Source organism: Roseibium sp. SCP15, assembly GCF_040329435.1.
Classification (GTDB): domain Bacteria; phylum Pseudomonadota; class Alphaproteobacteria; order Rhizobiales; family Stappiaceae; genus Roseibium.
The window spans coordinates 562,844-584,824 of the sequence record NZ_JBDZYI010000004.1; the positions used below are offsets into that span (position 1 = coordinate 562,844).

The window sequence follows — 21,981 nt, forward strand, 5'->3', positions numbered from 1 at the left end:
TTCTCGTTCTCCTATTCCGCTGCCTGCAAGACGGGACGCTGGTATTCCGGAGTTGGTTCAGCGGTCGCGGGCAGATGCCGCCAGATGTAGAAATTCGGGTCTCGCTGTTGCTTCACGATTGCCGGCACCATTTCCCGGTAGGCTGCAAAAAGCGAGGGATAGGCTGGCGGACAGTCCTTCTTGATCTCTTCGTGAAGCGCAGGCAGCGCGTAAAAGGGAACCATCGGATACATGTGATGTTCGACGTGGTAGTTCATGTTGGAATAGATGAAACGGAAGAATGGGTTGAGGTAGACGGTGCGCGAGTTCATCCGGTGGTCCGGAACGTCTTCCGCCAGTCCGGCATGCTGGGTCGTCGCCATGAGGTGATGCAGCCAGGAGCCGTAGAATGTCGGCAGGCCGACGAGCATGACCGGCAGGAAACTTTGCAGGTAAACCGACAGACCGACGATGGAGAACAGGATTGCCAGCTGTATGCGGGAGGCCCAGAACGCTTTGTTTCGGTCGGCCTCGATCAGATAGTCCTTTTGCTCATCGGTCAGCAGGCCAAAGCTGAGTCGAACCATCTTGAGGAGTTCCTTGCTCAACGCCGGGATGTAGAGGAGGTTCAGGAGCCAGGCGCCGATGCTGGGAGGACGGGGAAAGGCGATTTCCGGATCCCGGCCGACGATAACCGTGTCGGTGTGATGCCTTGTGTGGCTCCAACGCCAGAGATACGGGTTCCTGAGCGACATGAAGGATGCCAGCTGATAGAAAAAGTTGTTCAACCATGGAGTCTTGAAGACAGTTCCGTGTCCGCATTCGTGCCAGCGGCTGTCAGCGCCCGACCCGTAGAAAACGCCATAGATGATGGCGACGGGCACGGCCCAGGCCGTTCCCCAGGTCAAAACCAGCAACGTGCCGAAAAACAATACGGCACCAAACCAGATGCCGTAGTTGATCAGGCTCGGTCTATCGGACCGCTTCATCAGTTCCTTCAAGCGCTTTCTGGGGATCCTGGTGCTGTACCATTCGCCCGGCGTAAAGCCCGGACCTGAATTCGGTCCTGTCAGGCTGTAGTCGCGCTTCTCCGCGGCAGTTGCCGTCATGGTTCTCCTCTCCCGATTTCCGTTGGGTAACGCGTCAAAATGTAGCGTGAAGATCAAGGAGAACGGAGGAGGGGTCAATGCAACATTGATAGAATCTATCAAATACATCATGATGCCATCAAATCTTTTTGATAAGATCTATCAGGAGTTCAAATGAGCCGCAGAGTTACCCTTCAGGACGTCGCCGAAAGGGCTGGTGTGGGTGTTGCCACGGTCGACAGGGTTCTGAACGGCAGGGCGCCGGTGACGAAAGCCACCGCCGATCGGGTTCTGCTTGCGGCCAGGGAGCTGGGTTATCACGGTCAGGGGATCATGCAGCGGCGGGTTGAGCAGCTTGTGCCGCACAAGAGGCTGGGGTTCATCCTTCAGAAAAAGAGCAAATGGTTTTACCAGGCGCTTGCAGATGGTGTGACGCGGTCAGTATCGGAGCTCGACAAAATCCGGGCAACGGCCGACATCCAGTATGTCGAAAGCCTGTCTCCCGATGATCTGTCGCAGGCTCTGCTCAATATGGCTGAGAAGGTTGATGCCATTGCCTTCGTGTCGATTGATCATCCAAAGATACATGCGGCACTCAAGGAGTGCGCGCGCAAGAATGTTCCCGTTTTTTCGATGCTGAGCCCTTTGAGCTCGTCAGATGTCGCAGGTTATGTCGGTATTGACGGACGCAAGGCTGGCAGAACCGCGGGCTGGGCGATGGCCCGGTTTTCAAGGGAAGCAGGCGAAATCGGCATGTTGGTCGGGTCGCACAGATATCTGGGTCATGAAGCTTTGGAGGCAGGGTTCCGCAGCGCATTGCGTGAATATGCACCGGACGTTCGGTTGCGCGACTCGCTGGTTTATCTCGACGATTCAGCTGTTGCCTATGAGGCGGCGTCCGAGCTTTTGAGTTCCGCACCGGATCTGAAAGGCCTGTATCACTGTGGGGGAGGCGTAACAGGTGTCATCAGAGCTCTGAGAGAATCGGGTCGCAGCAGGGAGATCTTTTACATCTGCCATGAGAAGAGCCCGCATGCGGATGAAGGACTGCTTGATGGCACAGTCGATCTTCTGATCGAGAATCCGGTCGAGGGCGTGGTCACGAGATCCTTGTCGCTGATGGAAAGAACGCTGACCGATAGAAGCCCCGGTTTTGTCAATGAAATCATTGAATTCAGGCTGATTACACCGGAAAACGCCTGACGGCTCTGTGACCCGAAACTCAGCCGAAAGTCGCGCCGGCCATGTTCTCCCTGGTGATGATTTCCGTTTGAATGAGCTTGATGCGATAGGGTCGGTTTTCCAGCCGTGCAATCAGCGCATCAACGGCTCTTCCTGCGGCTCGTTTCATGTTCTGGTGCAGGACCAGATCCATGGTTCCGTCGATGAGGTAGCTCTGGGTCTTTGGTGTCAGATTGTGCCCGAAGAAGGTGATTTCGTGCTCGCGGCCACCTTCCTTGAGGGCCCTGGCGATGCCTTCATTGCCACCGCCGACATTGTAGATGCCGATCAGGTCCGGTTTGCTTTCGAGAATTTTTTTCACCTCAGTGTAGTTGCCGTCGATGTCATCATGACCGCTATAGGTCGACACGACTTCAAGATGAGGAAAATCACGCCTGAGGCAGGCCCTGAAACCCATTTCCCGATCTTCATGCACCCTGTAGATCTGACCGCCTGAGACAACGGCGACAGCCCCCTTCTGGCGTTCGAACCGTCCCATCATGTACCCGGCGGTCTTGCCGGCGGCACGGTTGTCCATGCCGACAAATCCGGCGAGGGCCGGGGTTTCCAGACCGGAGATGAGCGTCAGGCAGGGAATGTCCAGATGGGCAAGGTCTTCGACTGCCTGACGAACGCGCGGGTCGTCGAGTGCCTGGAACGCAATGGCGTCAATGCCTTGACCGGCACAGGCCTGCAGTTTTCGGGCGAGGACTGCAGGTTCCATCTTCTTGGTGAAAACGCATTCGATCGTGGCATTGCCCTTCGCGCCAAACTCCTGAAAGCAGGCAGCGAGGTATTCCGTTGACGGGCCGGCTTCGCCCGGCAGGAACACCTTGAGCCTCCACGGGCGTGACCGGGTCTTGATCGGCTCTCCCGATTCAATCGCCGCCTTTGCCTGTTCCACCCGTTGCCGGGTCGCCGCGCTGACATTGGGGCGATCGTTGAGGACACGATCGACTGTTGCGGTGCCCACGCCGGCCAGGCGGGCTATCTCGGTAATCTTGGCGCGGCGTTTGAGTTGATCCGGATTGGACACATCGCTACTCCATCAATTTCAATCAGAATGACATAAATCGCGATGTTAGGAAGCATCAAAAAACATCAATTACGTCAAATTGGTGTTTTTGACTTGCTTCCCGGACGAGCTGGGCAGAGAAAAAGGGCATCGAACAATCATCGTCTACATCGGGAGGAGAACAGATGATGAAGGGTTTTAAATACCTTGCTGGCGTTGCTGTAACTGCATTGATGGTGTCCGGAGCCGGCGCTGCCGACTTCACGTTCAAATACGGAAACGAGCAGCCGGAAAGCGCCATTCGTTCGCAGTCCATGAAGTTCTTCGAAGAAGAGCTGGAGAAGCGTTCCGACGGTCGCATCGAAGTCGAAAACTTCTTCGGTGGCGTGCTCGGAAACGAGCGTGAAATGATGGACCAGGTCACCACCGGGATCCTTCAGGGCACGCGTGGCGGCTTCTTTGCCGATGCAAATCCTGCCTTCAATATCTATCAGCTGCCGTTTCTGGTCGCGAACTGGGACGAAATGCAGTGCCTGGTCGCCAGCGATTTCACCGATGGTATTGAATCGGGTGCCGAAGCAAACGGCTATCATGTTCCGGCAACCGGTATCAGCCAGGGTTTCAGGGCCTACACAAACAATGTTCGTCCGATCACGAAGGTTGAAGACCTGAGTGGTCTGAAGATCCGTGAACCGCAGAGCGACCTGATGATCGCAACTGGTACGGCCATCGGTTCGAACCCGATCGCCATGCCGTTCTCCGAAGCCTATCAGGCGTTCAAGCAGGGCGTGATCGACGGTCAGCACAATCCGCCGCAGAACATCTGGGATTTCAAGATCCACGAAGTTCAGAAGTACATGACCCTGTCAAACCACATGACCGGCCCGGATCCCCTGATCGTCAACAAGGCCTGGTACGACAGCCTGCCGGATGATCTGAAGCAGACCTTCGATGAAGTTGCGATTGAAGCGATGAAGAAGTCCGACGACCTCTACCGGGACGCGGAAGGCAAGGTGATCGATGAACTAGGCAAGTTCATGGAGATCAACACGTTGACACCGGAAGCTCTGGCCGGTTTCCAGGAAGCGGTGAAGCCTGTTTATGATCAGATGATCGAAGCCGGACACTTTACGGCCGCTGACGTCGAAGCAGCTCGTGCAGCCGCTGCATCCTGCAGCTAACCCTTGAGCACCTGGCCCGGCCGCCGATCGGTGGCCGGGTATTTTCTTGTTATTGGGGGGGAGCATGGATTTTCTCGCCGCGCTGGACCGGCAGCTCACGCGCATTCTCGAATGGATACTCATTGCGCTGTTCGCGGTCTTTCTGGTTCTGGTCTGCCTGTTGGTTGTCCTGAGATACGGTTTCGCCTCCTCAATTTACGGCGGCAACGAATTCATCACCATTGCCTTTCTGTTCACCAGCGCGATCGGAGGAGCGGTCTGCATCACCAAGCGTGAGCATATCGCCATCACCTTCTTCATCGACATGCTGCCCTACCAGGCGAAGAAATGGACCTACATACTCGGCCTTGCCCTCGTCGGCGTCATCAATGGCGCCATGGTGTATTACTCGATCGGCTGGATATCGCTGGCCGGTCACAATCCCTGGCAACCCTTCGGTTGGCCGCAGGGGCTGGTGCATGCTTCGGTGCCGATTGGCTGCGGCCTGGCAGTGTTCTACTGCGTGGTGAAGATCATCCTGACCGCCGCGGGTCGGGAGAGTATCGAAGTCCTCTGGATGCCGGAGGACTGACACGATGCTGATCCTTCTCCTTAGCCTTTTCGTTCTCCTGTTCATCGGGGTTCCGATTGCCTATGCGCTCGGTCTGTCGGCGCTGGCTTATTTTATCGTCGAGCAACCGATGCTCATTGGTGTGCTGCCGCAGAGATTCTTCGCCGGCATCAACAGCTATGCCCTGATTTCGCTGCCACTGTTCATCCTGATGGGTTTTGTCATGAACTCCGGCGGCATCACCGGCCGTCTGCTGGATGTTTCGAATTTCTTCGTCGGGCGCCTGAAGGGTGGTCTCGGTCTCGTGAACGTGGTCGCCTCCATGGTTTTCGGCGGGATTTCGGGTTCGGCGGCATCCGACACGGCATCCATCGGCTCGGTCCTGATCCCCGAGATGAAAAAGCGCGGATATCCAGCCCAATTCGCAGCCGGCATCACCGTTGCCTCCTCGACAATGGGCATGATCATTCCGCCATCCGTGGCGATGGTGATCTACGCCATTGCGGCTCAGGAATCTGTCGGGCAGCTGTTCCTCGGTGGTGTCATTCCGGGCGTGATGGTGGGGATCTTCCAGCTCGGTATCGTCTGGTATCTGTCCAAGAAGAACGACTATCCGACGGAAGTGGTTCCCTTCACTCTTGCGGAAGCCTGGCGGCAGATCCGTCGCTCGGCCGTGGTCGCAATCATGCCGCTGCTGATCGTTGGCTCGGTTGTCTTCGGGGTTGCGACACCGACCGAAACCGCCGGAATGGCTGTGGCCTACGGCCTGCTGATCGGTCTGCTGATCGTGGGTTTCGGGTCCATCAAGCAGCTGCCGGATGCCATGCGCGCCGCGATCCTGACCAGTGCGAAGATCATGATGATCATTGCCTTCTCCCAGCTTTACATCTGGGTGCTCGCATTGGAGCGCATCCCGGATGCCCTGGCGGCCTATGTGATCAGCCTGGATCTCGGTCCGGTGGCCCTGATGCTGGTAATCACGGTCGTGATCCTGATCGCGGGAACTTTCATCGACGTCAGCCCGGCCATTCTCTTGCTGACACCGGTGTTGCTGCCGGCGGCACAATCGGTCGGTATCTCCGGCGTCCACTTCGGAGTGGTGATGGTGTCGGGGCTGGCGGTCGGGGCGTGTACGCCGCCTGTCGGGAACTGTCTGAACGTGTGTGCGGCGATCGCGCGAATGGGGATCGGCCAGATCTTTCTTGGAGCGGCTCCGTTCCTGATGGCAAACGTTCTGGTGCTGATCCTGATGTGCATTTTCCCTCAGTTGGTCCTCTGGATTCCGAGCTTGTTCTACTGAGGTGAGCTTTGGGCAGCGGGGTGTCTTCTGGACCTGCCCGGCGCTTCAGGCGCCCGAAACCCCCGCAAGAGCCGACACCCGATCAAGGGTGCCAGACAAGAACCTCCGGCGCGCCGGATGAAATAGGAAGTGGAAATGTTACGCGCAGGTGTCATCGGATTAGGGGATATGGGCAGCGGGCTTGCCAAGAACCTGATCAAAAACGGCTTTGAAACATCCGGATTTGACCTCAGCGAACAGCGGTTGAACGCGTTCCGCGAGATGGGAGGCAAAGCCGCAGGCAGTGTTGCCGAAGTCGCACAAAACACGAACGTTGTTTACGTCATGGTCATGAATGGCGGGCAGGCCAAGCAGGTGATCCTTGGCGAAGACGGACTTGTCGCCAACATGGCCAAGGGTGGCATCGTGGTGCTGACCGCAACGATCAAGCCTTCCGAAGCACGCGAAATCGGAGCGGGAATGGTAGGCTCCGGCATCGAACTGGTCGACAGTCCGGTGTCAGGTGGTTTCCCCGGAGCCCAGGGCGGAACGCTGACGATGATGGCAGCTGCAACACCGTCCGTTCTGGAAACGGCCCGCCCCGTCATGGAAGCCGTTTCCCAGACCATTCATGTGGTTGGTGACAAGGCCGGGGACGGTCAGACCGTCAAATCCTGTCTTCAGTCGCTCATTGGTTCGATTTTCTCGGCAACCTTCGAAGCAGCAGCTCTGGCGGCCAAGGCCGGAGTTCCGGGCGAAGTCATCTACAACGTCTTTTCAACATCCGGCGCCGGGTGTGGGGTTTCAAAGACCGCGCTGGAAAACATCATCGACAGGAAGTTTGAAGGTACCGGCAGCCATATCGCGACGATGCACAAGGATCTGACCATTGCGCTCGATCTGGCCGAGCAGCTGGAGGTGCCGATGCAGACGGCCTCGACTGCCATGCAGATCTTCCACGCTGGCAAATCCAAATATCCGAATGGCGACAACTGGGTCTGCACCCGGGTGATTGAAGAAATCATCGGCGCCGAACTGCATCGCTGAGGCTGGAGAAAAAATATGAAACTGGGTGTCATTTGCGACGGCATCAGCCGCGACCTGAAACACACGCTGGGCGTCATGGACGAGTTCGGGCTGGAATACGCCGAACTGCAATTTGTCGGCGAAAAGGAAGTCGGCGATCACAGCAGGGACGAGATCGCGGAGATCAAGGCGCTGCTCGATGGGCACGGCAAGCCGGTCAGCTGTCTTTCCCGTCACGTCTTCGCCGGCATGACGACAGCCAACAAGCCGGGCGACGAGCTTCACACCAAGCACATGGACGCTTTGAAGCGCGTCATGGAGATGGCGCATATCGTCGGATCGCCGCTCGTGCGGATCATGACCAACAAGAAGGAGCAGATCCTCTGGGGCAAGGGCGGTGCCGAGAAGTGGAACGTCGCCAAGGGGGCCTGGGACGCGACGCTGCCGTTGATCGCGCCTGCTGTCGAACTGGCCAAGAAGGAAGGTCTGACGCTGGTGGTGGAGACCGGAAACGGCACCATGGTCAATTCCAGCTATACCGGCCGAAAGCTGATCGATGATCTCGATGCTAAGGGGACGCTGAAGGTTCTCTGGGATCCGGCAAACAACTGCTGGTGTCACGAACTGGCTTATCCGGACGGCTACGAGGAGCTGCGCGGCGGCTATCTCGGTCATGTCCACATTAAGGACGTCAAGGTCGACACGCCGCGTGCGACGCTGGAAGTGCGCCGGATGGGCGAAGGCCAGCTCGCCGAACTGTTCCAACCGATGGCCGACGCCATGCGCGCCGACAACTATGACGGCGTCATTTCATTCGAAAGCGTCTATCACCCTGGCAATGGTGACTTCGAAGCCGGTTTCCGTCAGTGCATTGAAAGCTTCAAGAATACCTTTGGGTAGGGCCTCCCAGTCTGCCTGAAGACGACTGCCGTCCGATGTCCACGCAACATCGGGCGGCTTTTTTGTGGTCAATTGGCTGTCGGGGTCTATCTGCGAAAAATCAAGCTTCGCAAGCGCGCCAGTAGACCACGTTTCGATGACACATCGTATGAAGGGGCCTTTTCACGATGCAATTGCTCAGCAGCCCGGGCTTTTTCCGATGCTGCCGTTTCACTGGTTGGTAGACGACTTTCCGGCACCATTCCCTTTTTGATGCCTTTTGCCATTGCGGTGGCGACACCGGTCGTAACACCAAATCTGGGAGACAAAAATGGCATTGAATACCTCCAATAACTGCAATCAACAGTAGAAATAAGTCTAGATATCAAGAATTTCAATGCTGAAAGAGCTGTTTTTAATATCAAAATGGCAATGTTGTTGGAGAAAATCGAGAAATAGTTACCATGAAAATCAGTATATCGATGTAGGCGAAATGTTGATAAGCTTTTTTTTTAAATTCTTGATGGAAATGAAAATTTGTACAGGCCTTCAAAGGAAAGTTGATGCCCTGTTTTGAAAGGGTGAGGATTTCCGACTTCTCAATACAACATGCGCCGCGCGGAACCTGGGACTTCCACGCGACGCATGCATTGCGGCTTGGTTTCGGAGTTGAACTCAGACCGTGCCGCCGAGGGATCCCTCCAGTTCTGCAAGCTCCTGGCCACCGGCCATCAGTTCCTGAAGCTCTTCGGCCTGGATTTCACCCCGAGCTGCGGTGCCGAGCGTCTTACCGCGGTTCAGCACCGTAAACCGGTCACCGACCGCCATGGCGTGACGCACATTATGGGTGATGAAGACGACACCAATGCCTTTCTTGCGCACCTTGTCGACGGTTGCCAGAACATTGGATGTCTGGCGCACCCCGAGGGCGGAAGTCGGCTCGTCGAGGATCAACACCTTGGCGCCGAAATAAACCGCGCGGGCGATCGCTACAGTCTGGCGCTCACCGCCTGAAAGCGTACCGACAGCCTGGTCGGGCGAGCGCAGATGAATACCCATCTTGGCCATTTCGCTCATCGTGACTTCGTTCGCCTCCGAAAAGTCGAAGAACTTGAAAGGACCCACACGTTTTCTCGGTTCCCGGCCCATCCAGAAATTCCGTGTCACCGACATAAGCGGGATCATGGCCAGGTCCTGGTAAACGGTCGCAATCCCAGCGGTCATGGCATCGCGCGGGCTGTCAAAACTCACCTCCCGACCCTCCACCAGGATTTTTCCCTTGGTCGGCTTGTGAACGCCGGACATGGTCTTGATGAAGGTGGATTTTCCTGCGCCATTGTCGCCAAGAAGGCAGTGACATTCACCAGCGTTGACGGAGACAGACACACCATTAAGGGCAATGACCGGTCCAAAGTGTTTTTCGATGTCGACAAGTTCGATCAGAGCATCAGACATGTCAGCGTTCTCCCGTGATCATGCGGCGAATGTAGGTGTTGAGGATCACGGCAAGCAGAAGGATCACACCTAGGAAAACGCGGAAGAGCGAGCTTTCCACGCCGGCAAAGAACAGGCCTTGCTGCACAACGCCGAAGATGAGCGCGCCAAGGGCCGCTCCGATCACCGAACCATAACCGCCGGTCAGGAGCGCACCGCCGATGACCACGGAGATGATCGCCTCGAACTCTTTCAAAAGACCGCGGTCAGCCGCCGCGGAGCCGAATTCCATCACCTGACAAGTGGCAAAGACTGTGGCGCAGAAAGCGGAGAACATGAACATCAGGATCTTGACGTTGTTTACCGGCACACCGACGTAGCGTGCAGCCTGGGCATCGCCGCCGGAGGCATAGACCCAGTTGCCGAAGCGGGTGCGCGTCAGGAGAATGTGTCCGAAGGCAATCAGAACGATGGCCCAGATCATCAGCATCGGAATGCCTTCGACCACAGGCAGACCGGCCTTGGGACCGGCGACGAACTTGCCGACAACACCCAGATCGGCAAGCCATACGAACAGGCCTTGGAAAACCTTTCCGCCGAAAAGCCATGCGATGGGGTCACCCTCGGCAGCGTCCCTGACCCCGCCAATGATCGTCTTGCGGGTGGTTGCGATGGCGATGAAGATCGTCAAACCGCGCAGGATGTAGAGAAATGCCAGGGTAACGATGAAGGAGGGCAGACCCGTCTTGATGACGAGATATCCGTTGAGCGCGCCGATGCAGAGCGCCAGCGCGAAGGCGACCAGGATGGAGAACCAGATCGGAAATCCCCATTGCACGCTCATGAGCGCGATTATGATGCCGGAGAACCCGATCATGGACCCCACGGAAAGATCGAATTCACCTGCAATCATGAGCAGGCAGGCGCCAACGGCAATGATCGCGAACTGAGCGGAAACAGTGCCCCAGTTGATGATGCCTTCGGCTGCAAACATGCCGCTGTCGCGAGCAATGCCGAGAAAGAACATGAAGACGAGGATAGTGCCGCAAATGGCGCCCAGTTCCGGGCGGATCAATGCCTTTCGAAGCGGTGACATTTCGCGGATGCGCTCGTCCTTGTCAGGCGCGGCCGCCGGTTGCGTGGTTTCAGCCATAGTTTCCTCCTGCGTGCCGAATGGCCGGCCGCGGCAATGCGGCCCGGCCGCAGAACAAGTTGTCTTGAGTTGTCATTGCGAGCGGCTCGTCCGGCCCGCTCTTGTTGCCGGTAAAGGGAGGGGCGGAAGAACCGCCCCTCAGGTGGGTAGCCGTGGCTGCCACTTTTTGTCTTAGCGATACTCGCCAGCGTACTCTTCAACCTTGGCCAGTGCATCCTTGGTGATGAAACCCGGACCGGAGTTGATGTTGTTGCCCGGCAGAACGCCGAAGCGCTGGTAGTTGGCCAGAACGATCACAGGCAGGTAAGCCTGCAGGAAGGGCTGCTGGTCGATGCCCCACTGAATGGTGCCGTCCTTGATGCCCTTGACGATTTCGGTGCCCAGATCGAACGTTCCGAAATAGATGTCGCCTGCTTTGCCCATTTCTTCCAGAGCACCGATTGTCGGGTCAGCGGAGGTCGGGCCGAGGGTCAGAACCGCTTCCGTGTCCGGGTTTGCGGACAGGTAAGCCTTCACCTTGTTCTTGATTTCAGCAGGATCCTGGCCGCTGTCCATCATGCTGTCGCCGAGTTCAACGCCCAGCCCATCGGCAAAGCCGCGGCAGCGCTCACCAACGACCGGGTTGGATACGACGTGGTTGACACAAAGGAATGAGCCGACGCCATCGCGTTTCGCACGCTGCCCGGCTGCCAGGCCTGCATCATATTCCGGCTGACCGACATACATCAGCGCGCCGACTTCAGCAGCCTGCTCTGGCGTGCCGGAATTGATGATGATGACAGGGATGCCTTTTGCCACGGCATTCTGGATCGGGCCGGAAAGGACGTCCGGGTCTGCGAGCGTTGTGATGATGCCGTCGGGATTGGATGCAGCCGTCTGCTCGATGATGCGAGCCATGTCGGCAATATCACCTGTTGGCGGGTTGCGGTATTCGACTTCGGCTCCAACCTGTTCGCCGGCCAGGGCCAGGCCGTTCTTGATCGTGTTCCACCAGCTGTCGCTGTCCGGTGCATGGCTGACGAGAACGAAACGTTCCCCTTCAGCTGAGGCCGGAGAGTTCAGGCCAGTGAAAGCGATGGCAGCGGCAGCCATCGCAAATAGAGTTTTCTTCATGTGTTCCTCCCTTGAAACAGGCACTTCGATACGGGGTTCTTCAAAGAGAAGCCCGTGCCTGCTCCAAGACAAACACAATCGTCATCAAATTGCAACCGGTTGCAAAAAAATTGACGCATTGGAGCATTCGTGTAGTTTCGTCCAGGAAAACGGGTAGATGAATTGGTTGGGTTGACGACTTGGCGGTTACATTGAAGGAAGTGGCGGAACTGGCGGGTGTGTCGCGATCTGCCGTCTCGCGTACTTTCACGGACGGTGCCAGTGTTTCGGCGCGCACGCGGGAAAAAGTGGAGAAGGCCGCAAAGGCGCTCGGGTACCGGCCTTCGCTGATAGCGCGCAGTCTCGCGACGAGCCGGACAAAGCTGATCGGTCTTGTGGCCAACAACTTTCAGAATCCGGCCTTTCTGGACGTTTTCGACCTGTTCACCAGCGAGCTGCAGAAACGCGGCTTCAGGCCGCTTCTGGTCAATTTGTCCGGCGATACGTCGCCAAAAAAATTCGTCGAACTGCTCAAGCAATACAGTGTTGACGGCGTGATTGTTGCCACCTCGACACTTCCGACCAGCTTCGCCAACGCCTTCCAGACAGCCGGAATTCCGGTCATTCATACGTTCGGCAAGTATCAGGCCAATGCCAATGTGCATGTCGTCGGAATTGACAATGAGTTCTGCGGCAGCATGGCCGCACGCACGTTTGCCGAACGTGGTTACAAAAGGGTCGCGCTGTTGGGCGGGCCGGAATCGGCAACATCGACACAGGACAGGGCGACCGGTTTTGTCGGCACGTCGAAGCTGCTTGGTCTTGAAGTCACCAAAACCTGTTTTGCAGAGAATTATACCTATCAGGCGGGCCGTGTGGCGATGGGAGAAGTCATGGAAGATCGATCCGTGGAAGCTGTCTTCTGCGGCGATGACCTGATCTGCATGGGCGCCATGGATGCCGCTCGTGCCGCTGGCAAGGCGATTCCGGAAGACATCGGATTTCTGGGGTTCAACGACATTGCCATGGCAGGATGGGACGCCTACGCATTGACGACCATTCGCCAACCGATACGAGACATCATCATGAGCTCGGTGGAGCTTGTTGTCGGCATGGTGGAGAATCCGGAAAGAAGCCCGGAAATCCGGCTTTTTCCCTGCTCTGTTGTGGAGAGAGGGTCATTGCGGCCGGTTCCCGGGTCCTGAATTGGTCGCGGGGTGAATGTCACCCCGCCACAAAGGTCATACATTCACCCAGGCGCCGTCCGATTTCGCGGATTTTGCTGCGGCTTCGATGGCCTTCATCGACCAGAGGCCGTCGACAGCTGTCGGGTAGTCCAATGCCAGAGGGCTTGGAGCGTTGCCGGTGTTTGATGCTTTCAGAACCTCAGCAAGATCATGGTAGATGTTGGCAAAGGCAACCGGCAGGCCTTCAGCGTGTCCGATTGCGATCCGGGACGCTCGAACCGCCTGCTCAGACAAGGTCGCGTCACCGCGTTCCAGAATCTGTGTCCTGCCGTTGAGCGGGGTCCAGTAGAGCTGATCCGGATGCTGCTGTTGCCAGGAAAGGCCACCCTTTTCACCAAATACCTGAAGGGTCAGGCCATGCATGCGGCCGACCGCAACGGCACTCGTCCAGAGTCTGCACAATGCGCCGCCATCCATGCGGATGTTGATCATTGCATCGTCTTCAAGCTGCCTGTCGCCCACCAGAGAGGCAAAGTCAGCGGACAACTTGGAAGGTGATTGTCCGGCAACGAAACAGGCCATGTGGAACGCGTGAATACCGGCATCGGCAAAGACGGCCGAAGTGCCGGCCTGAGCCGGGTCATAGCGCCAGCGAACGCGCGGGTTGTCAGCTTCCTCGGCATCGGCATGGAAACCATGCGCGAATTCCGCCTTGATCAACCGGATTTTGCCGAGCTCGCCATTCGACACCATGGCCCGCATCTGGCGAACGAGCGGATAACCGCTATAGCCGTAGTTCACAGCGCAGATCTTGCCTGCTTCCCTGGCGATCGCAACGATGTGTTCCGCCTCTTCAGCCGTCATGGTCAGCGGCTTTTCACAAAGCACGTTGAATCCGGCCTCCAGAAAGGCTCGGGAAATCTCGTAGTGGGTGGCGTTTGGCGTGGCGATGGTCACCAGGTCAAGCCGGTCTGGTCTGGACTTTTCACCATCCAGCATTTCCTGCCAGTTGCCATAGGCACGGTCTTCAGCAACACCCAACTGCTGTGCATAGGACTTTCCCCGTTCCGGGTCGATGTCGAGCGCGGCCGCGGTGAGGTGAAAATGTCCGTCGAGTCCGGCGCTGATGCGGTGGGCCGGACCAATCTGGGATCCTTCGCCGCCGCCAATCATTCCCCAATTGAGTCTGGTCATGCTGCATCCTCAAAGCCGATGGATTGAAGGTATGTCCGGTTGCCCTTTGCATCGTCGAGCGGGGACTGTGCCATTTCCGGGTCACAGTCTTGTTCCACCGTGCACCAGCCGTCGAAGCCAGCTTGATCAAGACGCGCCTTCACTGTTGGAAAGTCAACAGCTCCCTTGCCCAGGTTGCAGAAGATGCCGTCGCCGCAGGCTTCGTAGAAGTCTGTCCGATTGGCGATGACCTTGTTTCGGATCGCCGGATCGATATCCTTGAAATGCATATAGGAAATGCGATCCATGTGCCGGTCCATGAAGGCAACCGGGTCGAAGCCGGCGTAAACGCTGTGACCGGTGTCCAGGCAGATTTTCAGGATGGAGGCGTCCACTTCCTCAAGCAGCTGTTCGACTTCATTCTCGAAATCCATGAAGCCACCCGCGTGAGGGTGAATGGCAGTGATGAGGCCGTATTCTTCGGTCCCCATTCTGGCGATGTCGCGGATCTTGTTGCGATAGTCGGTCCATTCGGATGCCGACATTTTTTCCGCTTCATCCGGGCGCCCGGCCGTGGGTGCGCGGCGAGGAGAAATGGAATCGATGAGGACGAGATGGCGTGCGCCATGGGCTTTCAGCGCCTTGCAGGTCCGCACGGCGCCGTCTTTGACGTCGTCCCATTTCTGCGGGTCATGGAACGGGCGGAACACCACGCCGCCGATCAGTTCCAGATTGCGTGCAGCAAGAGCATCGCCGAGCTCGGCCGGGTCTTCGGGCATGAAGCCAACGGGGCCAAGTTCAATGCCGCGATATCCGGCATCACGGCATTCGTCGAGAACGATTTGCCACGCGGGATTGCGCGGGTCATCCGCGAATTCGACACCCCACGAGCAAGGGGCGTTTCCAATTTTGATTGTCATCTGATCTGTCCAGATATGACGGTCCAGGTTCGATTGTTTCCTAGACTTCGTCGAGGTTGATCCAGCTTTTGGATTCATTCGATTGCCAGGACGCTTCAATGACCTGGTTCACGTAAAGGCCGTCCTCAAAGGTTGGCCAGATATTGGTTCCGGTTTCGATTGCCTGCAGGAAATCGCGTGCCTCTGTCGTTATCTGCTCCTGGTAGCCGGTGCCATGCCCTGGTCCCAGGCAGAAATTGATGTAATCCGGATGATGAGGGCTGGTCAGGATTTTCTTGAACCCCTCGCGTGCGGGATGCTGGTCGCCTTCAAAGAGCCAGAGTGCGTTCTGGTCTTCCTGGTCGAACCGGATCGATCCCTTTGTGCCGTAGATCTCGTAAGCATAGCCCATCTTGCGGCCAAATGCCGTGCGGCTGATATAGAGAGATCCAATCGCACCCGAGGTGAAGCGGCACATGAGCTGCGCCTGATCGTCGTTGGTCACCGGCACCATGCCGTTGTCGGACGGGCGTTCCTTCACGACGGTGTCGATTTCCGCAAGTACACGCTCCATCGGGCCGGCGAGAGCCTGAGAGGCGTTGATGATGTGCGGGGCCAGGTCGCCCATATTGCCGTTTGATTTACCTTGCGCCCGCCAGGTGCCAGGGATGTTGGGATCCGCGAAAAAGTCTTCGGTGTGCTCCCCGCGCAGATAAGTGACGTTGCCAATCTCGCCGGATTGAATGATTTCGCGGGCAAGCTGGGAGGCCGGCGTGCGGATATAGTTGAACCCGACCATGTTGATGCAGTTCGAGATTCGGGCGGCAGCGACCATGGCGCGGCTGTCTTCAAGGTTCCGCCCCAGGGGCTTTTCGCAAAAAACCGGTTTTCCCAATTCGAATGCTGCGGTTGCGATTTCCAGATGGGTGTGCTGTGGCGATGCAATGACGACTGCCTCGACCTTCGGATCCGTTACCAGCTCACGCCAGTCGGCGGTTGAGCGAGCAAATCCGAGTTCGACTGCCTTCCGGGCTGCGCCTTCTTCCGTGGTCGTGCAGACCATTTCCAGGACAGGGCGCAATTTCGTGTTGAAGACCGCTCCGACGGACTGCATTGCCACGGCATGTACCTTGCCCATGTAGCCGCTACCGACGATGCCTATGCCAAGCTTACGCTTTTCCATCTGTTTTTTGATCCATTTTTGCAACCGCTTGCAAAATAGCTAAACACCCATTAGCTTTCACAGTCAAGAGCCCCCTGAGGGGCTGCACCTAAATTTGCTTTCCTGGAGGAATTGAGGCTCATGGCCGAGAAGACACTTCGCCTGACCATGGCTCAGGCTCTTGTCCGTTATCTTGCTGCGCAACTCGTCGAAATCGATGGTCAGACGGTCCGGCTGTGTGCGGGCGGATTCGGCATTTTCGGTCATGGCAACGTGACCTGCCTCGGAGAGGCGCTCTACAACCACAAGGAAGAGTTGCCCCTTTGGCGCGGTCAGAACGAGCAATCCATGGCGATGGCCGCCGTTGGCTATGCCAAACAGCAACTGCGCCGGAGGTTCATGTTCGCGACCTCCTCCGCCGGGCCGGGCACCACGAACATGCTGACCTCCGCCGGTATCGCGCATACGAATCGTCTGCCGCTGCTGATGCTGTGCGGCGACGCCTTCGTGACCCGTTTGCCGGACCCGGTTCTGCAGCAGGTCGAGCATCCGGGCAATCCGAGCCTGTCGGTTAATGATGCCTTCAAGAGCGTCACCCGTTACTGGGACCGTATCACCCATCCCGCGCAGCTTCTTCAGTCGCTTCCGGCAGCGATCAATACCCTGATCGATCCGGCTGATTGTGGCCCGGTATTCCTGGGCCTGCCGCAGGATGTTCAGGGTTGGGCGTATGACTACCCGGCAAAATTCTTTGAACCCAGGACGCACCATTTGCGGCGCCAGACGCCCGATGCACGTGAGCTGGCTGCTGCGGCTGAAAGCCTCAAGGCTGCCGAGCGTCCGGTGATCATCGCAGGCGGTGGCATTCAGTATTCCCTGGCGACGCAGGAGCTGCAGGACTTTGCTCATCGTCACAAGATTCCGGTTGTCGAAACCATCGCCGGCCGGGCAAATCTTGTTTATTCCGATGACCTTAACTGTGGTCCGCTTGGGGTCACCGGATCGAACTCAGCCAACAACTTGGCCAAGGACGCGGATGTCATCCTGGCCGTCGGCACACGCCTTCAGGACTTCACGACCGGTTCGTGGACGGCCTTTGCGCAAGACGCCGAGATCGTTTCGATCAATGTCGGGCGAGCCGATGCAGGCAAGCACATGTCACAACCGGTCGTCGGCGACGCAAAGCTGACGTTGCCCGTGCTTTCCGAAGCCCTGGGCTCTTATCAGGCGCCGTCCGTCTGGGTTGAAAAGGCTGCGAGTGAACGGTCCGAATGGGATGCTTATCTGAATGAGAACATGTCACCGACCACCAGCGACGGCAGCAATCGTCCGATGTCCTATGCGCAGGTTATCGGTGCGATAAACGAAGTCTGCCACAAGGATGACCGTGTCGTTGCTGCTGCCGGAGGATTGCCGGCTGAAGTGACCGCCAACTGGCGGACGAAATCCATCGGCAGTGTCGATGTTGAATTCGGCTTTTCCTGCATGGGCTATGAAATCGCTGGCGGTTGGGGCGCACGGCTTGGGCATCAGGAAAGGAACCCTGACCAGGACACGATCGTCTTTGTCGGAGACGGGTCCTACCTGCTGATGAACTCAGATATCTATTCTTCCGTGCTCGCCGGTTCGAAGATGATCATCGTTGTTTGCGATAATGGTGGGTTTGCGGTGATCAACAAGCTGCAGAACAATTCAGGCAATGAGTCCTTCAACAACCTGATATCCGACTGCAAGCTGGCAGTTGAACCATTTGCCGTCGATTTCGAGGCGCATGCGCGCAGCATGGGGGCAAACGGCGAAACCGTTCATTCCATTGCCGAGCTCAAGGAAGCTTTCGGCAGAGCCAAGCAATCCGACAGGACATATGTGATTTCCATGCAGGTTGATGCCTTTGAAGGCTGGACCCAGGAAGGGCACACCTGGTGGGAGGTCGGTACGCCGGAAGTCTCCAGCAGCGAGCGTGTTCGCAAGGCTCACGAGGACTGGGAAGCAGGCCGTTCCGCACAGCGAAAGGGCGTCTGACGATGCCGGCACTTCTATCCCCGCAATCGAAGTTTCTTGTTCTCGGCCGTGCCGGTATGGATCTTTATGCAGATCCACCCGGTACCGAGGTGGAGGTGGCAACGAAGTTCTCGACAGCTCTCGGCGGATCTTCGGGCAACATTGCTGCGGGTCTTGCCCGCCACAGGCTGTCGACCAGTCTTCTGACCGGTGTCTCGGATGACGCCGTTGGCCGGTTCGTCCTGAACGAGCTTGAAAGATACGGCATCGATGCGACCCACGTGAGCGTTCTGCCAGGCGAGTCGCGAACTTCCCTGGCCGTGACCGAAACGCGTATCGAAAACACGCAGAATACGCTCTACCGCAACAACGCCTCCGACCTCTTGCTGAGCGAGGATCAGATTGCGGAAGTGACATTCGAAGACTTCGACGCGCTGATCGTCACGGGTACGGCGCTTGCGTCAAACCCGTCCCGTACGGCAACGCTCCGGGCCATGGAGCATGCCCGCAATGCAGATGCACTGGTCGTCATCGATCTGGACTATCGGCCTTATTCCTGGCCGAGCGCGCATGAAGCCGCCGAAACCTATCGAGCTGCCATAGAGGCATCGGACGTGGTTGTCGGGAATGACGACGAGTTTGCGGTTGTGGCCAATGGTCTGCACGAAGACGGCCGTCAACTGGCCGAGGAACTTGGTCAAGACGACAAGACAATTATCTACAAGATGGGTGAGAAGGGATCGATTGTTTACTCGAAGGACGAGACATTCGAGACCGGAATTTTTCCGGTAACTGCCATCAAGCCGATGGGGGCGGGCGACGCTTTCATGGCTTCCCTCATGGCTTCGATGGCGACCGGTCACTCCTTGAGAGATGCGGTTTTGCGCGGTTCGGCCGCCGCGGCAATGGTCGTTTCCCGGTTCGGCTGTGCTCCGGCGATGCCGACTTCCGCTGAACTCGACACATTCGTATCTCAAAACTCCGCCCCACAAACCTGAGGAGGCTGCCATGCATTTCCCCCCTTATGACAACAAGAACGAGCCTATCATCAATGTCGAGGACAGCAGGGTCCCGCTGAACTACTTCAACATCGTCAAACTGACACGCGGTCAGGCGTTCGAATACGCCGTTCCGGGGTACGAAACGGCGGTTGTTCCGGCAACAGGCAGCGTCGACATCAACGTCGAGGGAGAGGCCTATCCGGCCGTTGGTCTGCGTGGGGTCGATGTATGGGACGGTGAACCGGAAGGCGTCTATGTGCCGTCGGGTGCAAAAGCGCAGCTGGTCTGCGCCAGCGATGAAGCGGAAGTCTTCATTGCCGGTGCCAAATACGACAAGGTGCTGGACCCGTTCGACGTGCGCGCAAAAGATATCGATCTCGTTCAATACGGGTCGGATGACACCAAGACCCACCGCAAGATCAAGCATATTCTCGGCACCAAATACCATGACAAGGTTGGCCGGTTGCTGGTCTCCGAACTGTTTACAGTCGGGCAGGGGGGCTGGTCGGGATTTCCGCCGCACAAACATGATACGGATCGGTTGCCGGAAGAATCGCGTCACGACGAGACCTACAATTTCCGTTTCCGCCCGAACAAGGGTTTCGGAATGCAGCTCGTCCAGCGCGAAGACTGCAAGGTTGGCGATGCCTATCACATTGTCGATGGATCCACGATCGTTCTGGACAAGGGATACCATCCGTGCGTGGTCGCTCCGGGTTATGAAATGTATTATTTCACGATCCTCGGAGGGCTGTCGCAGCGCTCTCTCGTTCAGTACTTCCAACCGGATCACGCCTGGCAGATCGAGACCATTCCCGGCATCAAAGACATGATCGCCAAGTTCAAATGACCGCTGTCACTCTGAACGAGGTCCTGGAACCCGCCATGACAGAAGGCTATGCGTTGGCTGGCCTTGTGGTTCTTGGCTGGGAAGATGCCGTTGCCTTTGTCGAGGCTGCCGAGAATACCGGATGCCCGGTTATTCTGCAGGCCGGGCCGGGGTGCCGTGCGCATACGCCGATCCCGGTCATCGGCAAGATGCTGCGCTACCTGGCCGATCAGGCAAGTGTCCCTGTGGTTTGCCATCTCGATCATGGCTACACGCTGGAAGATTGCGTGGCAGGGATCGATCACGGCTTCTCTTCGGTGATGTTTGATGGTTCCAGACTGCCGATATCGGAAAATATAGAACTGACCGCGCGTCTGGCCGAAAAGGCGCACAGGGCCGATGTCTCGGTCGAAGGCGAGGTCGGATTTGTCGGCTACGCCGATGGCGCGAGCTCAGCGTTTACGGATCCTGCAGAAGCAAGCCGGTTCGACCGGGAAAGTGGGGCGGACGCGATCGCGGTTTCAGTCGGCAACGTGCACCTCCAGACCGAAAAGACCGACGGCATCGATTTCGATGCGCTGAAAGCCATTGAGGCGGTCACGAGCAAACCCCTGGTTCTGCATGGCGGCAGCGGTATTCCACCGGAAGTGCGCCAACGGCTTGCGAAGGAAAGCCGGGTCTGCAAATTCAATCTCGGTACGGAACTGAGGCAAACCTTTGGAAGCGCGCTTCGCGAAACGCTGGATGAGAACCCGCGCCTGTTCGATCGCATCGAAATCCTGAAATCTGTCATACCGCCCATGCGGGCATCGACGGAGAAGATCTTCCAAACCATCACGAAGATCTGAATGCAGCGGTTGGTCTCTGGCGATCAGACCCGGCGGCTGACCTGCTTTCGGATCCAGGAAACGAACTCGGCGGCAGGCGGGGTCAACTCACCTGGCGGTGTGGCAATGTAATAGTTGTGTCCGGACCCATCCTTCACGGTCCCCAGCTCGACAAGTGCTCCTGATGCCAGCTCGACCTCAATCAGGTAGGTCGGCAGGATTGCTGCGCCCATGCCGCCGGCCGCAGCGGCAATGATCAGGGAAAACTGATCGAAATAACTTCCCTTTTGAACATGCGTGGTCGTTTCCGGCACGGTTTTCTGAAATGCTTTCCAGAGATGCGGGCGGGACGTCATGTGAAGCAGAGGCAGGTTCAGGATATCGGCATTTTCGGATATCGGATTTGCCTCGATCAGGGAGGGCGCTGCCACCACCACGAGATCTTCCGGACAAAGCGGCGTCAGCTTGGCGCCAGGCCAGTCGTTGGAGCCGAAATGAATGGCGACATCGATGCCCTGTTCCACCAGGTCAAAGGGGTCGGATCGGCTGTAGATCATGAGGTCCAGATTCGGCCGCCTCGCCTTGAAGCCATTGAGCCGCGGTACAAGCCAGCGTGTCGCAAAAGTTGGCAAGGCGGCAATGGACAAAAGCTCCTGGGTTTCTCCGGCTGCAACAGCTTGCGAGATCGTCCGGCGCAGTCTGGTCAGATCCGAGAACAGACTGTCGGCAAGTGATCTTCCGGCATGGGTCAGCCGAATTCCGCGGCCCTCCCGGCGAAACAGCGATGCTCCGATCTGGTCTTCGAGTTCCTTGACCTGACGGCTGACACCGCTCTGTGTCAGGCCCAGTTCTTCTGCCGCAGCTGTGAAACTCTGATGTCTGGCAGCTGCTTCAAAGCAGCGGAGCACGGAGATGCTGGGGATCGGAATGTCTCGTTCCATTGGTGAGATCTGCTTATGTATGAGTTTTAGTCATGGAAATAACTATTTTTCAGGTGTTTTTGTG

General features: G+C 57.3%; 20 protein-coding genes. 11 read left to right on the top strand and 9 right to left on the bottom strand.

What is annotated here, in order from left to right; genetic code table 11:
- Positions 1–11: 11 nt before the first annotated feature.
- A complete protein-coding gene (locus ABLO27_RS22455) occupies positions 12–1,088 on the bottom strand; it encodes a fatty acid desaturase (RefSeq protein ID WP_353035909.1) in 1,077 nt (358 codons plus the stop codon).
- Positions 1,089–1,241: 153 nt separating this feature from the next.
- Here ABLO27_RS22455 and ABLO27_RS22460 point away from each other — a divergent pair, with 153 nt between their 5' ends.
- Positions 1,242–2,270 (top strand): LacI family DNA-binding transcriptional regulator, encoded by a 1,029-nt coding sequence (locus ABLO27_RS22460; RefSeq protein ID WP_353035911.1) that lies wholly within the window; start codon positions 1,242–1,244, stop codon positions 2,268–2,270.
- Between the two features lie 19 nt (positions 2,271–2,289).
- Here the strand turns inward: ABLO27_RS22460 and ABLO27_RS22465 are convergent, their stop codons facing one another.
- Positions 2,290–3,324, bottom strand: a complete 1,035-nt coding sequence (locus ABLO27_RS22465; protein WP_353035913.1) for a LacI family DNA-binding transcriptional regulator — start codon at positions 3,322–3,324, stop codon at positions 2,290–2,292.
- A 164-nt stretch (positions 3,325–3,488) separates the two neighbouring features.
- Between ABLO27_RS22465 and ABLO27_RS22470 the strand changes: the two genes are divergently transcribed.
- The 5 genes from ABLO27_RS22470 to ABLO27_RS22490 all read left to right on the top strand — a co-directional run bounded on the left by ABLO27_RS22470 (position 3,489) and on the right by ABLO27_RS22490 (position 8,239).
- A complete protein-coding gene (locus tag ABLO27_RS22470) occupies positions 3,489–4,484 on the top strand; it encodes a TRAP transporter substrate-binding protein (protein WP_353035915.1) in 996 nt (331 codons plus the stop codon).
- A gap of 64 nt (positions 4,485–4,548) precedes the next feature.
- The gene (locus ABLO27_RS22475; RefSeq protein WP_353035917.1) at positions 4,549–5,055 is read left to right on the top strand and encodes a TRAP transporter small permease; all 507 of its coding nucleotides are present in this window, start codon (positions 4,549–4,551) and stop codon (positions 5,053–5,055) included.
- Positions 5,056–5,059: 4 nt separating this feature from the next.
- Positions 5,060–6,334, top strand: coding sequence for a TRAP transporter large permease (locus tag ABLO27_RS22480; protein ID WP_353035919.1), 1,275 nt, complete (start codon positions 5,060–5,062; stop codon positions 6,332–6,334).
- Positions 6,335–6,469: 135 nt separating this feature from the next.
- Positions 6,470–7,360 carry an NAD(P)-dependent oxidoreductase gene (locus ABLO27_RS22485; RefSeq protein WP_353035921.1) on the top strand — a complete coding sequence of 297 codons (891 nt, stop codon included), beginning with the start codon at positions 6,470–6,472 and terminating at the stop codon, positions 7,358–7,360.
- Positions 7,361–7,375: 15 nt separating this feature from the next.
- A complete protein-coding gene (locus ABLO27_RS22490) occupies positions 7,376–8,239 on the top strand; it encodes a sugar phosphate isomerase/epimerase family protein (protein WP_353035923.1) in 864 nt (287 codons plus the stop codon).
- A gap of 654 nt (positions 8,240–8,893) precedes the next feature.
- On the opposite strand, the gene ABLO27_RS22495 is transcribed toward ABLO27_RS22490, so the two are convergent.
- The 3 genes from ABLO27_RS22495 to ABLO27_RS22505 all read right to left on the bottom strand — a co-directional run bounded on the left by ABLO27_RS22495 (position 8,894) and on the right by ABLO27_RS22505 (position 11,918).
- Complete coding sequence (locus ABLO27_RS22495) at positions 8,894–9,673, bottom strand: ATP-binding cassette domain-containing protein (RefSeq protein ID WP_353035925.1); 780 nt, start codon at positions 9,671–9,673, stop codon at positions 8,894–8,896.
- Between the two features lies 1 nt (position 9,674).
- Positions 9,675–10,805, bottom strand: coding sequence for an ABC transporter permease (locus tag ABLO27_RS22500; RefSeq protein ID WP_353035927.1), 1,131 nt, complete (start codon positions 10,803–10,805; stop codon positions 9,675–9,677).
- Between the two features lie 171 nt (positions 10,806–10,976).
- The gene (locus ABLO27_RS22505; protein ID WP_353035929.1) at positions 10,977–11,918 is read right to left on the bottom strand and encodes a sugar ABC transporter substrate-binding protein; all 942 of its coding nucleotides are present in this window, start codon (positions 11,916–11,918) and stop codon (positions 10,977–10,979) included.
- 179 nt (positions 11,919–12,097) lie between these two features.
- Between ABLO27_RS22505 and ABLO27_RS22510 the strand changes: the two genes are divergently transcribed.
- Positions 12,098–13,102, top strand: a complete 1,005-nt coding sequence (locus ABLO27_RS22510; RefSeq protein ID WP_353035931.1) for a LacI family DNA-binding transcriptional regulator — start codon at positions 12,098–12,100, stop codon at positions 13,100–13,102.
- Between the two features lie 36 nt (positions 13,103–13,138).
- Here ABLO27_RS22510 and ABLO27_RS22515 read toward each other — a convergent pair whose 3' ends face one another.
- Genes ABLO27_RS22515 through ABLO27_RS22525 form a run of 3 tightly spaced genes read right to left on the bottom strand, consistent with a single transcriptional unit; the run spans position 13,139 to position 16,339 of the window.
- On the bottom strand, positions 13,139–14,278 hold the full coding sequence (locus ABLO27_RS22515; RefSeq protein ID WP_353035933.1) for a Gfo/Idh/MocA family protein: 1,140 nt from the start codon (positions 14,276–14,278) through the stop codon (positions 13,139–13,141).
- Positions 14,275–15,177 carry a TIM barrel protein gene (locus ABLO27_RS22520; RefSeq protein WP_353035934.1) on the bottom strand — a complete coding sequence of 301 codons (903 nt, stop codon included), beginning with the start codon at positions 15,175–15,177 and terminating at the stop codon, positions 14,275–14,277. The genes ABLO27_RS22515 and ABLO27_RS22520 overlap by 4 nt, the downstream gene beginning before the upstream one ends.
- Before the next feature lie 40 nt (positions 15,178–15,217).
- Positions 15,218–16,339 (bottom strand): Gfo/Idh/MocA family protein, encoded by a 1,122-nt coding sequence (locus ABLO27_RS22525; protein ID WP_353035936.1) that lies wholly within the window; start codon positions 16,337–16,339, stop codon positions 15,218–15,220.
- Positions 16,340–16,459: 120 nt separating this feature from the next.
- On the opposite strand from ABLO27_RS22525, the gene iolD reads away from it, so the two are divergent.
- Genes iolD through ABLO27_RS22545 form a run of 4 tightly spaced genes read left to right on the top strand, consistent with a single transcriptional unit; the run spans position 16,460 to position 20,997 of the window.
- A complete protein-coding gene (iolD, locus tag ABLO27_RS22530; RefSeq protein ID WP_353035938.1) occupies positions 16,460–18,340 on the top strand; it encodes a 3D-(3,5/4)-trihydroxycyclohexane-1,2-dione acylhydrolase (decyclizing) in 1,881 nt (626 codons plus the stop codon).
- Between the two features lie 2 nt (positions 18,341–18,342).
- Positions 18,343–19,317, top strand: a complete 975-nt coding sequence (iolC, locus tag ABLO27_RS22535) for a 5-dehydro-2-deoxygluconokinase (RefSeq protein ID WP_353035940.1) — start codon at positions 18,343–18,345, stop codon at positions 19,315–19,317.
- A 10-nt stretch (positions 19,318–19,327) separates the two neighbouring features.
- The gene (locus ABLO27_RS22540) at positions 19,328–20,170 is read left to right on the top strand and encodes a 5-deoxy-glucuronate isomerase (RefSeq protein WP_353035941.1); all 843 of its coding nucleotides are present in this window, start codon (positions 19,328–19,330) and stop codon (positions 20,168–20,170) included.
- A complete protein-coding gene (locus tag ABLO27_RS22545) occupies positions 20,167–20,997 on the top strand; it encodes a class II fructose-bisphosphate aldolase (protein WP_353035943.1) in 831 nt (276 codons plus the stop codon). Before ABLO27_RS22540 ends, ABLO27_RS22545 begins: the two co-directional genes overlap by 4 nt.
- Before the next feature lie 23 nt (positions 20,998–21,020).
- Here ABLO27_RS22545 and ABLO27_RS22550 read toward each other — a convergent pair whose 3' ends face one another.
- Positions 21,021–21,917, bottom strand: a complete 897-nt coding sequence (locus ABLO27_RS22550) for a LysR substrate-binding domain-containing protein (RefSeq protein ID WP_353035945.1) — start codon at positions 21,915–21,917, stop codon at positions 21,021–21,023.
- Positions 21,918–21,981 lie beyond the last annotated feature (64 nt).

Excerpts from the sequence above, each read along its gene's own strand:
- ABLO27_RS22515 (WP_353035933.1), bottom strand. The coding sequence starts at position 14,278 with ATGACCAGACTCAATTGGGGAATGATTGGCGGCGGCGAAGGATCCCAG.
- ABLO27_RS22490 (WP_353035923.1), top strand. The coding sequence starts at position 7,376 with ATGAAACTGGGTGTCATTTGCGACGGCATCAGCCGCGACCTGAAACAC.
- ABLO27_RS22500 (WP_353035927.1), bottom strand. The coding sequence starts at position 10,805 with ATGGCTGAAACCACGCAACCGGCGGCCGCGCCTGACAAGGACGAGCGC.
- ABLO27_RS22460 (WP_353035911.1), top strand. The coding sequence starts at position 1,242 with ATGAGCCGCAGAGTTACCCTTCAGGACGTCGCCGAAAGGGCTGGTGTG.
- ABLO27_RS22525 (WP_353035936.1), bottom strand. The coding sequence starts at position 16,339 with ATGGAAAAGCGTAAGCTTGGCATAGGCATCGTCGGTAGCGGCTACATG.
- ABLO27_RS22485 (WP_353035921.1), top strand. The coding sequence starts at position 6,470 with ATGTTACGCGCAGGTGTCATCGGATTAGGGGATATGGGCAGCGGGCTT.
- ABLO27_RS22470 (WP_353035915.1), top strand. The coding sequence starts at position 3,489 with ATGATGAAGGGTTTTAAATACCTTGCTGGCGTTGCTGTAACTGCATTG.
- ABLO27_RS22540 (WP_353035941.1), top strand. The coding sequence starts at position 19,328 with ATGCATTTCCCCCCTTATGACAACAAGAACGAGCCTATCATCAATGTC.
- ABLO27_RS22475 (WP_353035917.1), top strand. The coding sequence starts at position 4,549 with ATGGATTTTCTCGCCGCGCTGGACCGGCAGCTCACGCGCATTCTCGAA.
- ABLO27_RS22495 (WP_353035925.1), bottom strand. The coding sequence starts at position 9,673 with ATGTCTGATGCTCTGATCGAACTTGTCGACATCGAAAAACACTTTGGA.
- ABLO27_RS22545 (WP_353035943.1), top strand. The coding sequence starts at position 20,167 with ATGACCGCTGTCACTCTGAACGAGGTCCTGGAACCCGCCATGACAGAA.
- ABLO27_RS22520 (WP_353035934.1), bottom strand. The coding sequence starts at position 15,177 with ATGACAATCAAAATTGGAAACGCCCCTTGCTCGTGGGGTGTCGAATTC.
- iolD (WP_353035938.1), top strand. The coding sequence starts at position 16,460 with ATGGCCGAGAAGACACTTCGCCTGACCATGGCTCAGGCTCTTGTCCGT.
- ABLO27_RS22550 (WP_353035945.1), bottom strand. The coding sequence starts at position 21,917 with ATGGAACGAGACATTCCGATCCCCAGCATCTCCGTGCTCCGCTGCTTT.
- ABLO27_RS22455 (WP_353035909.1), bottom strand. The coding sequence starts at position 1,088 with ATGACGGCAACTGCCGCGGAGAAGCGCGACTACAGCCTGACAGGACCG.
- ABLO27_RS22480 (WP_353035919.1), top strand. The coding sequence starts at position 5,060 with ATGCTGATCCTTCTCCTTAGCCTTTTCGTTCTCCTGTTCATCGGGGTT.
- ABLO27_RS22505 (WP_353035929.1), bottom strand. The coding sequence starts at position 11,918 with ATGAAGAAAACTCTATTTGCGATGGCTGCCGCTGCCATCGCTTTCACT.
- iolC (WP_353035940.1), top strand. The coding sequence starts at position 18,343 with ATGCCGGCACTTCTATCCCCGCAATCGAAGTTTCTTGTTCTCGGCCGT.